The following is a 14,306-nucleotide window of genomic DNA, read 5'->3' as shown; positions in this document are numbered from 1 at the left end:
AACAAGGGTGAATTATGCAAATAGGGATACCCAAAGAATCACTGAAAGGTGAAAATCGAGTGGCAGCCACTCCAAGCTCTGTTAAAGCGCTTGTAGCACGTGGCTTTGAAGTTAAACTTGAAAAGTTAGCTGGTAAAAAAGCGAGCTTTAATGATAGTGATTACTTGGATAATGGTGCTGTAACAGACAAAAAAGAACAAGTCTGGCAGAGCGATATAATTTTCAAAGTTAATCCTCCGACCGAAGAAGAAGTTGAACTAATGAAGGATGGTGCAACGCTGGTGAGTTTCATTCAGCCCGCACAAAATGCCGAATTGGTTGCACTACTACATAAAAGAAACATTACCACGCTCGCCATGGATATGGTGCCAAGGTTAACCCGTTCTCAGTCGCTTGATGCACTAAGTTCTATGGCGAATATCGCTGGTTATCGCGCTGTTGTTGAAGCGTCTCATCATTTTGGTCGCTTTTTTACAGGCCAAATTACGGCTGCAGGCAACTTACCACCAGCGAAGGTGTTGGTTATTGGTGCAGGTGTCGCAGGCCTTGCGGCAATAGGTGCAGCAGGAAGCTTAGGTGCGGTAGTTAGAGCGTTTGATACGCGTCCTGAGGTTAAAGAACAAATTGAAAGTATGGGTGCGGAATTTCTAGAGCTTGATTATGAAGAAGATGAACAAGCAGGCTCTGGTGACGGTTATGCTAAAGAAATGAGTAAAGCGTTTATTGACGCGGAAATGGCGTTGTTTGCTGAGCAAGCAAAAGATGTCGACATCATTATTACTACTGCGATGATACCGGGTAAGCCAGCACCGAAACTCATTACTGCTGAGATGGTTGAATCAATGAAGCCGGGCAGTGTCATCGTGGACTTAGCCGCCGCTGGCGGTGGTAACTGTGAACTGACCAAACCGGAAAAGCTGTCAACAATTAAAGGCGTAAAAATTATTGGTTACACTGATTTAGTCTCTCGTTTGCCGAATCAGTCGTCTCAATTGTACGCCAATAATTTAGTGAATTTAACTAAGCTTATTTGCCCAGCAAAAGATGGTGAAATCACGATTGATTTTGATGATCAAGTTATTCGCAATATGACCGTGGTTCATCAAGGCGAAATAACTTTCCCGCCACCGCCAATTCAGGTGAGTGCGGCGCCAACTCAGCCTAAACAAACGTTAGCGAGCAAACTGGAAGTTGACGAATCTAAAGTCGCCAAGCCAGAAAAAACACGTACCAAGTACGTATCAATGGCAATTGGGGGGATGTTATTTGCTTGGTTAGCGAGTGTAGCGCCATCAGACTTCCTTTCTCACTTTACGGTATTTATTTTGTCTTGTGTGGTTGGTTATCACGTGGTGTGGAATGTTAGTCATTCTTTGCATACGCCACTGATGAGTGTTACTAACGCAATTTCAGGCATTATTATTGTCGGTGCGTTGCTGCAAGTAGGTAGTGACATTCCTATTGTGCAAGTATTAGCCGGTATCGCAATTTTAATTGCGACCATTAATATCGTTGGTGGCTTCTTTGTTACCAAGCGCATGTTAAAAATGTTTAGGAAGTAGGGGAGCAACATGGAATTATCTCAAGGTTTAATCACTGCTGCCTATATCATTGCTGCGTTACTATTTATCTTTAGCCTAGCAGGTTTAAGTAAACAAGAAACCGCACAAGAAGGTAATAACTTTGGTATTGCTGGTATGGCTATAGCGTTATATGCCACGATTCTCGATCCGAGAGTAAGCAATGTCACTGTCATATTAGTCGCTATGGCAATTGGTGCAGCTATTGGTTTTAGATTAGCTAAAAAAGTTGAAATGACCGAAATGCCAGAGCTTGTTGCTATCCTGCATAGCTTTGTAGGTTTAGCGGCAGTATTTGTTGGTTATAACAGTTATTTTGAAGCACATAGTGTGATGTCTTCGTTTACCCTTACAGATCAAGCTCAGATCGAGCAAAACATTCACTTAGTTGAAGTGTTTTTAGGCGTATTTATTGGTGCTGTGACCTTTACAGGATCAGTAGTCGCCTTTGGTAAACTTAGAGGCATCATTAATTCTGCTGCTTTAATGTTACCTCATCGTCATAAAATGAATTTAGCGGCTGGCGTTATTAGCTTTCTGCTAATGATAATGTTTGTTTCAGATGGAGGCAGTAACGCAGCATTATACGCGATGACAGCTATTGCACTCGTATTTGGCTGGCATCTTGTCGCGTCAATTGGCGGAGCAGATATGCCAGTAGTTGTCTCTATGCTTAACAGTTATTCGGGTTGGGCAGCAGCAGCAGCAGGCTTTATGTTAAGTAATGATCTATTAATTGTCACGGGTGCCTTAGTAGGTTCATCGGGTGCAATTCTTTCTTACATTATGTGTAAAGCGATGAACCGTTCATTTATCAGTGTTATCGCGGGTGGTTTTGGTACAGAGGTTACTGTAGATAACGATAAAGATTATGGTGAGCATAAAGAAGTTCAAGCTGAGCAAGTAGCAGAAATGCTAAGTAATGCAAAGTCTGTAATTATTACACCTGGCTACGGTATGGCAGTTGCTCAAGCACAATATCCAGTATATGAACTTACGCAAAAGCTTAAAGCCAAAGGTATAGAAGTTCGTTTCGGTATACACCCGGTAGCAGGGCGTTTACCTGGTCATATGAACGTATTGCTAGCTGAAGCTAAAGTCTCCTATGACATAGTGCTAGGTATGGAAGATATTAATGATGATTTTTCAGATACCGATGTAGTGCTAGTGATTGGAGCAAACGATACGGTAAACCCAGCAGCAAACGAAGACCCTACAAGCCCTATTGCGGGTATGCCAGTACTTGAGGTTTGGAATGCTAAGAATGTCATTGTCTTTAAACGTTCAATGAACACGGGTTATGCAGGTGTTCAAAATCCGTTGTTCTTTAAGGACAATAGCCAAATGCTCTTTGGTGATGCGAAAGCATCAGTTGATAAAATAGTACACGCTTTATAAGAAAAACGAATAAATGTAAGAAGCCCTGGCCAATTTGGTACAGGGCTTTTTTTTGTTTTAATAAAAGGGTTGACTTATAGGTATATTGTATACAAAAATTAGCATTACGATAAGCTAATAAGTGTTGCCGATGAATAATAATAACGATGGCAGTAATGAAAATACCATATCATTCACCGAAAATGAGGTGAGTAGCGGTTTTCCGCGAACTTTCTATATCGCCAACACCATGGAGATATTTGAACGATTAGCGTGGTACGGCTTTTTTGCACTTTCCTCTATCTACATGACAACGCCAGTTGAGCAGGGAGGAGTTGGCTTTACCGATGGCCAGCGCGGTGCACTACAAGGCATCATTCCATTTTTTTTATACTTATTGCCTGTATTCACTGGTGCGTTAGCTGACAGGTATGGGTATCGTAAAATGTTCTTAGTGTCCTTTATCATTATGGCGCCCAGTTACTATTTATTGGGGCAAGCAACAAGCTTCGGTGGCTTTTTTCTCGCTTTTATGATGGTTGCATTAGGGGCTGCCTGCTTTAAGCCAGTGGTGGTAGGCACAATTAGTCATGCGACTAACGATAAAAACCGAGGACTAGGCTTTGGTGTTTTTTATACCATGGTTAATATAGGTGGTTTTTTGGGGCCGTTAGTCGCTGGTTATTTACGCGCCATTAGTTGGGATGCTGTATTCCTAATGTCGGCGATTTGGATTGTCATTAACTTTATTCCAGTGTTGTTTTTTTACAGAGAGCCTGAGCAGATAAAAAGGAGTTCTGCACGTTTTACCCAAGTGTTAGCGCAGGCACAACAAGTGCTAGGCAACGGACGCTTTGCATTATTTATATTTCCCTGCATTTTTCTACTTATGGTTGCAGGTGCACAGTGGGTAAGTTATTCCTTGGCGTTTGGGTTAATTGTAGGCTGGTTAATTGTTAACGCGATTTGGCAACATTTTTCTCAACCAAATGCTGCCAAGTGGTACTTAACCAAAGCAACTGTAAGTAATAAGCCGTTTGCGCTCTATCTATTATTGTTAACTGGTTTTTGGGCTGTGTATAACCAGCTTTTTTATACGATGCCGCTATTTATTCGCGACTTTGTTGATACACGAGATTTGGTGGAATTCATCGCAATTTTTGGTGAAGGAGCAGTAAAATTCTTTGCATCGGTCAACACTGAATTATTGGCAGAGAAAGTTCATACAATGCTGTCTCAAGGGCAAGATGCCACAATAATAGCTAAAGAGCTGGTGCATCTGAAAGTGCTAGTTCCGTTGACAGATATTAACCAAGCGATCAATCAGTTTGGTCTTGATATTAATTTGGTTCAAGCGGGCGAAGTGGCCAATAGTTGGGCAAATCAATACCGCCAAATAAACCCCGAATATATTATTAATCTGGACTTTACCGCTATTGTTGTTTGTCAAATTGCGGTCAGCCTAATCTGTGCTCGATTTAAAACGATTAATGTATTGGTTGCTGGCGTTATTGTCTTCGCCTTTGGATGTTTCATCGCAGCATTAGCAAACAGTTTACTTGCTGGCGGAGTTGTGGCCGTTATTGCTGTATTAATGATGGCATTTGGTGAAATGATCACCTCGCCAAAATCTCAAGAATATGTTGCTGCCATTGCTCCTAAAAACCAAGCGGCACTTTATATGGGTTACTATTTTGTATCTATGGCATTGGGTTTCTTATTTGCAGGTTTGCTTTCAGGTTGGGGCTATGGCGAGATTGCCAAGAAAATGAATAACCCTGAGCTAATGTGGGCGATATTTGCCACGCTGGGTCTGCTCACATCAGCTGGACTTTTTTGGTTTAACCGTTCTTATTTGCAGCGGAATCAATTTCAAGCAAATACTTCATCAGCTATAAACGAATCTTAATGGAAATTTTATCGTGAACAACTTTATCTCTGCTGAACAAATTAACCAGCGACTTACGCCAAGGGCATTGGTAGACAAACTTGCTAAGGCATTTGCAAGCGATATAACGACGCCAATGCGACAACATTTTGATATTGATAACCCATATTCTGAGCGAGAAACAACCTTATTGGTTATGCCATCGTGGCAACAAGGAAAAGACATTGGCATTAAGTTAGTGACGGTTGTCCCGGACAGTTACAAATATGACTTACCTTCTATTCAAGGGGTTTATGTCTTGCTTGATGCGGTCAAAGGGAATGTAAAGGCGATACTTGATGCGCCTACGTTAACCGCAAAAAGAACGGCGGCTGCGTCAGCATTGGCGAGTCAATTCATGTCCAGAGCCGATAGCAAAGTATTAACCATGGTGGGTACTGGCACTTTAGCACCTGAACTTATTAAGGCGCATGCCGTAACCAGGCCTATTACAACAGTAAATATATGGGGTCGTAACTTGAGTAAAGCTCAAGCGTTAGCAGACGCTTTGACTCATTTGGCGCTTAAAATAAATGTCGTAGAGTCGTTAGAAGTTGCGGTGTCTGAAGCTGATATTATCTCTTGCGCGACTATGTCTCAAACGCCTTTAATCAAGGGGCACTGGCTTAAACAAGGTCAGCATTTAGACATGGTTGGCGCGTATCGCCCTGATATGCGAGAGGCGGATGATGAATGTATACGCCGAAGCCGAATTGTCGTTGATAACTATCAAGGTGCTTGCAAAGAAACTGGCGATATAAGAATTCCGCTCGATAAAGGCATCTTAACTAAAGATGGTATCGTTGCCGACTTATTTGAACTCTGCAAAAAGCAGAAGGAATTTGTGCGTCGAAGTGGTGATATAACCTTTTTTAAATCAGTTGGCCACGCGTTAGAAGACTTGGCGGCAGCGCAACTCGTTTATGAATGCCAGGGAGAAAGTAAATGATTGATGTATATGCTAGCAGACGAGAAAAATTGTTAGCCCAACTGCCGCAAGACAGTGTAGTAATTCTAGTGGGTAATACCGAAAAAGTGCGCAATAAAAATATACTTTTCCCGTTTAGACAAGATCATGATTTTTACTATTTTACTGGCTATGCCGAGCCTGATGCCGTCGCAATATTAAGACCCGATAGTAAGCAACGCTTTGTTATATTTAATCAACCCAACGATGAATATCAAGAAGTGTGGTTTGCTGGCAGGGCAGGGCAACAAGGGGCGGTTGAACAATACGGCGCTGATAACGCTTACGATATTGCTGAACTTGAAGCTCGTTTACCTGAATTAATGGCGCAGCGTGCCAATGTTTATTACTCAGACGAACTAGGCCGTTATCACCACCGAGTGTTTGATTGGTTGGCCAACCAACGTAAAGCCGCAAAATTTGATGAGGTTAAAGCGTTTCGTCATTTAATTAACGTATTACCATTGACGCAAAATATGCGTAGAGTCAAAGATGAACATGAAGTTTCATTAATCCGTAAAGCAGTCGACGCATCAGTAGCCGGACATCAACATTTAATGAAAATGTGCCAGCCAGGCCGTACAGAGCAGCAGCTAACCGCTGAATTTTATAATGTAATATCGCAACATGGTTGTACAGATGTGGGTTACCCAACCATCATGGCGGCGGGTAACAATGCTTGTTGCCTACATTACTCTGAAAATAAAGATATATTGCGTGATGGTCAAATGCTGTTGGTTGATGCGGGTGGTGATTATCAATATTACACTGCCGATATTACGCGCACATATCCGGTAAATGGCAAATTCTCAAGTGAACAAAAAGATATTTACCAACTGGTATTAAATGCTTTAGATGCTGCAATTACTACAGTAAATCCCGGTGCATCATGGAATAGCATGTACCCCAAAGCAATGGAGGTGCTAGCGCAGGGTCTGCTTGATCTCGGCATAATAACGGGCAGCATAGAACAGGTGATGGAGCAAGAATTATATAAACCATTTACGTTGCATAAAACAGGGCACTGGATGGGGTTAGATGTGCATGACGTTGGCGCTTACCATCAAGATGATGGTCAATGGTTAACACTGGAACCTAACATGGTATTTACTATAGAGCCGGGCTTATATTTTCCGCGGCATTGCGAAGCGGTAGATGCCCGATGGCGCGGAATGGGCGTGCGTATTGAAGATGATATATTAGTTACGTCAACAGGTTGTGAAAACTTATCTAGAAAAGCGCCGCGCACGATAAAAGACATCGAATCTATTATGGGGTGTTAGTTTAATTAACTTAAGAATAAATAGAGTAGTGAGCAAGGTGAAGCAATTGCTATTGCACCTTGTTTTAGTGCTACTAGTACTTATGGTGAGAAAGGTTGGTATTACCGGTTTTCGCTTTTAAGGGATTTAATGGCAAGATTTGCTGTATGGCTAAGTAAACTTGCATCACCCATCTTGCCGTGACCTGGTACTACAATTTCGATATCAGGGAATTGATTGATGACATTCTTTATAGAACTTGGCCAGTCAGCTATTGATGCATCTTCGGTGTTACCTAAATTCTTACTTTTTAGGCTTTTAACAAAACACCCGCCAAACAAAATTTTTGATTGTGGCAACCAAATGACAATATTGTCTTGGCTATGACCTGCGCCAGGGTAAAACACTTCAATCTTATTTTTTACTAATTCATAGGTGTGGTGAGTTATTTCATCACTTGCTTTCTCTTTATGTGCTGAGTGCAACAGGTGATTAGTGCGTGAGGTAGCATAGGTTGTTATATTGGACTTATTAAGAAATGGTATACCACCACTGGCATCTCGATGAAAATGGGTTGCAACGGCACTTTTAACGACCAAGCCTTTTGAATACGCCCATTGGGTTAGTTTTTCTGTGTCATCTGATGACCATGGGGTATCGATTATGTGGGCTTCAGAGCCGTCAATTACGACTAAGCCTGATGCTGCAACCATTCCCCAGGGTTCGATGTTCTCATAGGAAATATGTTGATAGACATTATCGGCGAGCTTTTTAATAGTTAATTGTGGGCTTTTGGCGAATGTAATAGCTGAAAATAACCCTAACAAAGAGAAGGCTAGCGTGCGTTGGAGTAACTTATTAGTATTCATTAGGTAATTGTTCGCCTTTAAAATATTTTACATCTGCAATACTTAACATTGCGAGATCTTCTCTAGTATCGCCGTAAGCATATACTTTATCGAATAAACTTAAGGTAATTGCATTTTGAATTGACAATAACTTTTCGTAGCCGCTGCAGTCTCCGTTTACATATTTACCGGAATATTGGCCATTTATTATTTCGAGTTTACTGCAAAGTACGTTTACGCCATGCTGCGCACACCATAAGTTAAGATAAGGAGATAAAGATGCTGAAACAACATACACCTCATCGCCATTTTTCTGGTGCCAGTGAATTTTCTCTAGCATGTTATTTCTGATAACTTTTGGTAGGTAATTGTTTACAAACGCGTTAGTAACATCTGAAATGTCATGCTGTTTTCTATTTTTAAACGAAAACCAAGTCACTAATGGGCGAACTTTAGATGCCGGTAATAGATTAAGTTTATATAAAATAATCACGGGAAAAAGCAGTATAAAACCAAGAAACAACCGGACATTTGGCGTCGAAGTGATTATAAATTTAGTGTAAGTATCTTCGGTGGTAATCGTTCCATCGAAATCGAATAGTGCTAAATTCATAGATATTCTTCCAGTAGTATTTTTTAGGTGCTTTTCTGGTTTTTTACAAGTTTTACTATTAACGCTTCTTTTTTAGGAACTGACCAATTTTGAATTAAATAACTGAGTAAAATGCCAAATGAACCACCGATAAAGCCAGCAAATATTCCATAATCATTATGGAATATTAGATAAATGCCCAATGCAAGTAAGATGAAAAGTAACGTCGTTAATGCGTATCTATGCCACTTCCAGTGAGTGATATATTTGTATGAATCCTGAATGATTTTATTCTCAGACTTGCTATATTTCATAATTACCTAACGCTCCGTCTGGTGCTCATTTTGGTTTGATAATCTTGGTGACAATGTATTTAACAGCATAGATTACTCTATATTTTTTACGACTTGTTAAACTACATTTTTATTTAGAATGTTTTTGAGGCCTTTTAATACTATATGGTCCTTAATCTCGGTAACGAGTACTCTACTAACGATAAGTCCCAAAAACACGGCAAGAAAAAGAGTCCAAGTAGACGGCTCCCAAAATATATAGCTTGCGCCTAACAGTATCAACATACAGCTAACTCGTACAATAAATGTAATAGCAGTAAAACTGAGTAATGCTGAACTCGATTGAATTTCATCTTTCACCTGTTCGAGTATGTCGAATTGTTGCGCTCTACTTAAGTGAGATATTTCATCGAAGCGTTCAATATAATCTTTTGTATTCATAAACTCTCATGTTACAAAATCCTCTCTATGAGAGGAGTAATCGCTTGCAAAAATGTGAAGCAAGGTAAAACCCAGTAATCGATAAATAATCATGCATATACAGCAAATTCGTTTAAACTACTTATCGGCATGTTTTTCTAGTGATTCATCAAGCGCTTTTTGTTGCTTAGAGCGTGCATTTTTACATCTGTTTTTTTCATAGTCGTAAGGGTGATTACAGTTTTTGTCAGCGCCAAAACTGATCAGTAACTGTTGCTCTCTTTCCTTACATTTTAATTCTTGCGCAGGCTCCATATTTACACATGCAGATTTTTTATTACTTACGCCTGATTTTGCGTAATCTTCAGGCTGGTATGCGCTACAGCTACTCAATAATGTCAAAATTACTGTTGCGAGTATTAACTTAACTTTTAAAATCATATACGAACCTTCTTAATAGCTTGTTTTACTTTCCACGTGTTGGATTAGTAGCATGATTGACATAATTTTTCATAAAGCATTTAAATACTATTTGGGAAATTAACGGTTTTCTTTACATTGTGTTTAAGCATTTCAACGTTTTATTTCTGCGTTGTCGCAATGCCAACACCAATTGCTATACCAACACCTATCCCTAACGCTATATTGCCAAGCGCGACACCTAAAGCAACGCCGATAGCAACGCCAACACCAGCGCCAAGAACTACAGGTTTCTCTGCTTTTCCTATTTGGTATTTAAAGCGACTCATATATATTTTCCTCAATTTATATTGCCCATCATTAATTGGCTAGCTACTTTTCTGTTTCAGCTTTTATTGAAAGAATAGGAAACTTACTTTTACCAAACGAAACGGTTATAGATTGAGTTTCTTTACCTTCAAAGTCTAGTTTTAAATTTAGTGGACTTTTCACCTCGCCATCGGCAAAAGTAGCCATGATATGATCGCGTTCAAGCACTCTATTGCCACTAGACAAATTGGTAAGGGTGAGTACCGCCCATCGCTCTCCATATTCATTGCTCATTACCACATAGTTTATTAAATCAAAATCGCTAGATTTTGGTTTGTAACCTTTATCATTAGGGAATGAAAATTCAAGATTATTAGATACGAAACGATCGATTGTTAGCGTATCTTTATCGTTTGCATTTGCCATAAAAACTGGCACTAACAATAATGAGACAATTAACTTATACACTAGTTCCTCCTTGAAATTTAACGACACAATATGATGTGACGCATGCTCGTCGTACTAAAGCTGGGCGAAGCCGGCAAGTAAACAGAATCACTCTTAAATGCTTTGGCATGCTTGTATTGATTGATAGCCAAACCTAGCTAAGTAATGCCAAACCTTTTTTATATCTTGTTCATCATAACCTCGTTCTGTCACAGCTGAGCCCAGAATTCTTGGATTGATGATGCCGTTTAATGCCAATTCTTCAGCTAGCTCAATGAACTGCTGACCCCGATAATAAGGGTGACGATTCATGTGCTCAATTGTTAATTCATAACCACTGTGCCATTTAACTGGGATTCCGAGTTTTAAAGCATCCTGTTCCACTATTGTGGAACGGTAAACTGGATCTAATACAAGGCATTCAACATCATCATTTAAGCGAATAACACCATGTATATGAGCTTCGATATAGTCATCAAGTAAGTCGGCCTTTGATGAAGAAGCTTTGTCTATGAGCAGCTTTACTCGGCTAGAAATAGCAAAATCTTCTGGTTCAAAGAAGCTGTCCGGATAACAAAAGGTTGTTCGCTCAAGCGTATGGCGTTTCAGTATAAAATACGACGAACCAAAACGAGGTGAGGCGCCTGCTTCATAATTGCGGAAATTTAGAGCACCATATTTGGGTCTAAGGTTATCTGGTGCATTCTCATATGCACCATCAAAGACACGTTGTTCCCAAGACCAGCGTTTACCGCCGAAATAGGCAGTCAAACCACCATTACTCGTGCCTGTTTCAAATTGAGATTTCAAATAGCCATTGTCTGCGATAGCTTGGAGTAGGGGCCTATTATCCGAAGTGTAACGATCTGGATGAAAGTTAATTGTAACTGCACAATTCAAGGTGCCATCCGCTCCTTTAGACTTCAAACGGATATTTTCGATTGCTTGCTCTACTAGGTTTTTTCCCATGAAATCCCTTATTTTCGAAAAAGCATAACGCCCAACTCTTAATCTGCCTGTATGAATTTATTTAGCAAGCTCTAATATGGTACTTAACTCGCCGTTTTTAATTTCTTGAACATATATCGCTTTAGGCTTTTTACCAAGTGTTGAGTATATAACAACTTTAGACTCCGTAACTTGAATGCCATACTCGCCAGACTTAATGTAAACCCCACCAGGATAACGACCAGAAGTAACAAGCCAGTTCGCTTTGTTTTCATGTAGCCACTCGCTGAGAACTATATATGCCTTGTCTTGCTGAGTAAGATGTATGTTCTTTTTAGCATCGTCACTAAAGAACACTTTTACCTCAGGCTCTAATTGTAGATCTAATGCCTTACTACAACCCAATAGGCACATCACTAATAACAGAGGAATAACTTTATTCATATGACTAACTCGCACGCCCATTTAAGGGACTTTTTCTTAGTTTGCTAAAACGTACAGCGCATTGGAACCGAGCAAACTGTTCGCAGTCCCGCTTGAATCCTCGTTAGCTGCTTTTGAACCTGATCTGTGAGTAAACAACTGCCACATCATTTTCCATATATAAAACAGATTTAGGATCATTGTTACCATCAGGGAATTCAACTTTTGGAGCATTTTGAAGTAAGCTCATATATAACTTGAACCAAGAACTCGCTTCTTTTTCTACGCCAAATATATCGCACATTAACTGTTTGCAAGAAAGATTCAACAATTGAAACTTATCGCTTAACTCGTGTTGAGAAATCAGCAACTTTAATTGTTGCTCCATATTATAAGCCCAATTATCATCCTCAATAGGATCTTGCTTAACTGGAGGTTGAGTTAAGAACTCATTACCTTTTGAAATCTGTAACTTCATATGTTCTGCATTTTCACTCGACATATGTGTAGTAACCAATTCATTAATAAGATTTTTGTGTAAAATAGACCATTCTTCTAATTCTTTTTGAACAACAGTAATAGGTTCAACAGTTAATCTGTCTTTTACTGCGATATCAGCTTGTTTCTCTTCATTAGACTTATCAAGTTCTAAATTTTGTTCTTTGATCATTGCCGACATTCTAGAGGAACTTGAATTACCTGAATTAGTAATTAACGTTAGGGATGTCTTGGGTGCTGTTACAGCAGGTATATCTTCTTTAAGATTATTCTCGTCTTTAGCATTGCTCGTTAGTATTGCTTTGAATTCAGTATCATTAATCGAGGGATATAAGACATATCCTGATGTAAAGCACACTATTGCGATTATGATATGTGTGATCAGGTTTTTCATTACACGTCCTTGTTTTTTGTTTAAATCTATATGCAGGCTAATAGCTGATTATATAGAATTTTTAGTCATACTCGTCTACTTACATATCTTTAATCTACCAGAAAAATTAAAGCATTCAATTGGATAAGTTTAATGTAATGCCAAAGCTTATCGATTCCAAGGATGTTAGTAAGAATTGATTGTAATTTCTAATCTAGAACGCAGATAAAAAGCTCGATTCATAACGCATTATATAGAGGCCTTGCCATAATGCAGGGAATTACCAAAAGTTCTCAGTAATTCCCTGTTCAAGAATTTATCAAGAATAGGAATAGTGAGGGCGAGCAGAAGTTTAATATTAGTGCATTAATCGGCTATTTATTTTTCAATTACTTTGCTTTTTTCTTCAAAATAAACATTTGATAACCAAATTCTTGATGAAAATTAAGACACAGCTCAATTTCTTTTTGGATATCTTGCAATGCTTTTGAGCCTACCATTGTTGGCATTAACTGCTCGACACGTGCTTTGAGTGGTAGGTAATAGTTGTTCCATGCCTGTCGACTCAGTGCAAAGTCATTAACAATATCGAAACCGCAGGCAACTATTTGCTGTCGTCTAGTTTCTACAGTTTGCATGTCTGGATATTCGTTTTCCCAAAACGCTTTGGCTGCTTTATTCGGCGATGTTGTGGTGTATACCAAGTCGCTAAAAACAAGATAACCTTCGTCATGTAAGTAGTTTTTCCAGCTAGTTAATGCGCTTTCTACTCCCATAATGTAAGCAGCACCTTCAGACCAAATTAAGTCAAAAGCGTTTTTATCACATGTAAGGGCGGTCATGCTTTCACATTTGGTAGTAACTTTGCTTGCAAGCCCCTTATTGGCAAGTAACGTAGATAAACTATCAAGCGCAGATTGTTCATTATCTATGGCGGTGATGTTTGCGGCCAAGCTTTTGGCCAAGACGAGTGTCGCTAAGCCTTTACCACTGCCTATTTCGAGTACATCAGTTGGACTGTGGGGCAACATTGATAAGGCGTTTAGTGTGTCTTGCTCACTACCAGGGCCCCAGTACTCAAGAGGTTCATAGACTTTCATAAAGTCATTCATGTATTGATCGTGTTGTGTCATATTTTTTGATAACCATTTTAATCTTAACGCGTCTTTTTCATCTAAACCTTGTGTTTTCAACCAGTCAAAATGTGCATCTGGTGCTTGTTTTATAGCAGCTTGATGCCAAGACGTTTCATCACCCTCACCAACGATAGCGGCAAGTAAGTTACGTGATTGCCGTTTTTGTTTAATTTCTTCATCAAGTTGTCGAAGGCGGCTTTTAATAAGTGCACCATCAAGTTTGTCATCTAAACAAGCCTGACACTCTTTTAATGTTAAACCCCCTTGATGAAGTTGCTGTATTAATTTAATGCGTTGTAAATCAAAATCGCTATAAACACGATAACCATTTTCTAGCCGTTGCCCTTGAATAAGGTTTAGCTTTTCGTAGTAAAGTAGGGCAGTGCGAGACAATCCAACTTTACTGGCTAATTCTGATATGCGATACACAATAAGTGCTCCACTAAACTAATGAACAAAGCTTAAACTATAAAGTATTAGACAGGT

At 39.5% G+C, this 14,306-nt stretch carries 16 protein-coding genes; 5 read left to right on the top strand and 11 right to left on the bottom strand.

From position 1 onward, the window contains the following. Positions 1-14: 14 nt before the first annotated feature. The 5 genes from HII17_RS18155 (at position 15) to HII17_RS18135 (ending at position 7,134) form a co-directional block, all read left to right on the top strand. Positions 15-1,562: a Re/Si-specific NAD(P)(+) transhydrogenase subunit alpha gene (locus HII17_RS18155; protein ID WP_169076791.1), complete on the top strand. Its 1,548-nt coding sequence runs from the start codon at positions 15-17 to the stop codon at positions 1,560-1,562. Between the two features lie 9 nt (positions 1,563-1,571). Next, positions 1,572-2,978 carry a Re/Si-specific NAD(P)(+) transhydrogenase subunit beta gene (pntB, locus tag HII17_RS18150; RefSeq protein ID WP_169076790.1) on the top strand — a complete coding sequence of 469 codons (1,407 nt, stop codon included), beginning with the start codon at positions 1,572-1,574 and terminating at the stop codon, positions 2,976-2,978. 130 nt (positions 2,979-3,108) lie between these two features. After that, positions 3,109-4,866: an MFS transporter gene (locus tag HII17_RS18145; protein WP_169076789.1), complete on the top strand. Its 1,758-nt coding sequence runs from the start codon at positions 3,109-3,111 to the stop codon at positions 4,864-4,866. A 13-nt stretch (positions 4,867-4,879) separates the two neighbouring features. Then, positions 4,880-5,833 (top strand): bifunctional Delta(1)-pyrroline-2-carboxylate/Delta(1)-piperideine-2-carboxylate reductase, encoded by a 954-nt coding sequence (gene lhpI / locus HII17_RS18140; RefSeq protein WP_169076788.1) that lies wholly within the window; start codon positions 4,880-4,882, stop codon positions 5,831-5,833. Beyond that, entirely contained in the window at positions 5,830-7,134 is a 1,305-nt protein-coding gene (locus HII17_RS18135; protein ID WP_169076787.1) for an aminopeptidase P N-terminal domain-containing protein, read from the top strand. Before lhpI ends, HII17_RS18135 begins: the two co-directional genes overlap by 4 nt. Before the next feature lie 101 nt (positions 7,135-7,235). Here the strand turns inward: HII17_RS18135 and bla are convergent, their stop codons facing one another. The 11 genes from bla to HII17_RS18080 all read right to left on the bottom strand — a co-directional run bounded on the left by bla (position 7,236) and on the right by HII17_RS18080 (position 14,249). Then, entirely contained in the window at positions 7,236-7,982 is a 747-nt protein-coding gene (gene bla, locus HII17_RS18130) for a subclass B1 metallo-beta-lactamase (protein ID WP_169076786.1), read from the bottom strand. Then, positions 7,972-8,574, bottom strand: a complete 603-nt coding sequence (locus tag HII17_RS18125) for an HAD-IB family phosphatase (RefSeq protein WP_169076785.1) — start codon at positions 8,572-8,574, stop codon at positions 7,972-7,974. The genes bla and HII17_RS18125 overlap by 11 nt, the downstream gene beginning before the upstream one ends. 23 nt (positions 8,575-8,597) lie before the next feature. Continuing rightward, positions 8,598-8,867, bottom strand: a complete 270-nt coding sequence (locus tag HII17_RS18120) for a hypothetical protein (RefSeq protein WP_169076784.1) — start codon at positions 8,865-8,867, stop codon at positions 8,598-8,600. 96 nt (positions 8,868-8,963) lie between these two features. Beyond that, positions 8,964-9,287, bottom strand: coding sequence for a hypothetical protein (locus HII17_RS18115; RefSeq protein ID WP_169076783.1), 324 nt, complete (start codon positions 9,285-9,287; stop codon positions 8,964-8,966). 117 nt (positions 9,288-9,404) lie between these two features. After that, on the bottom strand, positions 9,405-9,707 hold the full coding sequence (locus tag HII17_RS18110; protein ID WP_169076782.1) for a hypothetical protein: 303 nt from the start codon (positions 9,705-9,707) through the stop codon (positions 9,405-9,407). A 140-nt stretch (positions 9,708-9,847) separates the two neighbouring features. Continuing rightward, positions 9,848-10,015, bottom strand: coding sequence for a hypothetical protein (locus tag HII17_RS18105; protein ID WP_169076781.1), 168 nt, complete (start codon positions 10,013-10,015; stop codon positions 9,848-9,850). 43 nt (positions 10,016-10,058) lie between these two features. After that, complete coding sequence (locus HII17_RS18100; RefSeq protein WP_328824573.1) at positions 10,059-10,463, bottom strand: hypothetical protein; 405 nt, start codon at positions 10,461-10,463, stop codon at positions 10,059-10,061. A gap of 93 nt (positions 10,464-10,556) precedes the next feature. Further along, positions 10,557-11,411 (bottom strand): DUF3626 domain-containing protein, encoded by an 855-nt coding sequence (locus HII17_RS18095; RefSeq protein WP_169076780.1) that lies wholly within the window; start codon positions 11,409-11,411, stop codon positions 10,557-10,559. A 57-nt stretch (positions 11,412-11,468) separates the two neighbouring features. Beyond that, on the bottom strand, positions 11,469-11,834 hold the full coding sequence (locus HII17_RS18090) for a hypothetical protein (protein ID WP_169076779.1): 366 nt from the start codon (positions 11,832-11,834) through the stop codon (positions 11,469-11,471). Positions 11,835-11,937: 103 nt separating this feature from the next. Then, positions 11,938-12,705 (bottom strand): hypothetical protein, encoded by a 768-nt coding sequence (locus HII17_RS18085; RefSeq protein ID WP_169076778.1) that lies wholly within the window; start codon positions 12,703-12,705, stop codon positions 11,938-11,940. A 368-nt stretch (positions 12,706-13,073) separates the two neighbouring features. Continuing rightward, positions 13,074-14,249, bottom strand: a complete 1,176-nt coding sequence (locus HII17_RS18080) for a MerR family transcriptional regulator (RefSeq protein WP_328824572.1) — start codon at positions 14,247-14,249, stop codon at positions 13,074-13,076. Positions 14,250-14,306 lie beyond the last annotated feature (57 nt).

Origin of the sequence: Thalassotalea algicola, from assembly GCF_012932965.1 — a bacterium.
GTDB classification, from domain to species: domain Bacteria; phylum Pseudomonadota; class Gammaproteobacteria; order Enterobacterales; family Alteromonadaceae; genus Thalassotalea_F; species Thalassotalea_F algicola.
This window is presented reverse-complemented; position numbering and strand designations above follow the sequence as displayed.

Bases quoted from the DNA above. Each gene is read 5' to 3' on its own strand.
- HII17_RS18085 (WP_169076778.1), bottom strand. From the start codon at position 12,705: ATGAAAAACCTGATCACACATATCATAATCGCAATAGTGTGCTTTACA.
- HII17_RS18120 (WP_169076784.1), bottom strand. From the start codon at position 8,867: ATGAAATATAGCAAGTCTGAGAATAAAATCATTCAGGATTCATACAAA.
- HII17_RS18145 (WP_169076789.1), top strand. From the start codon at position 3,109: ATGAATAATAATAACGATGGCAGTAATGAAAATACCATATCATTCACC.
- HII17_RS18105 (WP_169076781.1), bottom strand. From the start codon at position 10,015: ATGAGTCGCTTTAAATACCAAATAGGAAAAGCAGAGAAACCTGTAGTT.
- HII17_RS18095 (WP_169076780.1), bottom strand. From the start codon at position 11,411: ATGGGAAAAAACCTAGTAGAGCAAGCAATCGAAAATATCCGTTTGAAG.
- bla (WP_169076786.1), bottom strand. From the start codon at position 7,982: ATGAATACTAATAAGTTACTCCAACGCACGCTAGCCTTCTCTTTGTTA.
- HII17_RS18135 (WP_169076787.1), top strand. From the start codon at position 5,830: ATGATTGATGTATATGCTAGCAGACGAGAAAAATTGTTAGCCCAACTG.
- HII17_RS18115 (WP_169076783.1), bottom strand. From the start codon at position 9,287: ATGAATACAAAAGATTATATTGAACGCTTCGATGAAATATCTCACTTA.
- HII17_RS18090 (WP_169076779.1), bottom strand. From the start codon at position 11,834: ATGAATAAAGTTATTCCTCTGTTATTAGTGATGTGCCTATTGGGTTGT.
- HII17_RS18125 (WP_169076785.1), bottom strand. From the start codon at position 8,574: ATGAATTTAGCACTATTCGATTTCGATGGAACGATTACCACCGAAGAT.
- HII17_RS18110 (WP_169076782.1), bottom strand. From the start codon at position 9,707: ATGATTTTAAAAGTTAAGTTAATACTCGCAACAGTAATTTTGACATTA.
- pntB (WP_169076790.1), top strand. From the start codon at position 1,572: ATGGAATTATCTCAAGGTTTAATCACTGCTGCCTATATCATTGCTGCG.
- HII17_RS18155 (WP_169076791.1), top strand. From the start codon at position 15: ATGCAAATAGGGATACCCAAAGAATCACTGAAAGGTGAAAATCGAGTG.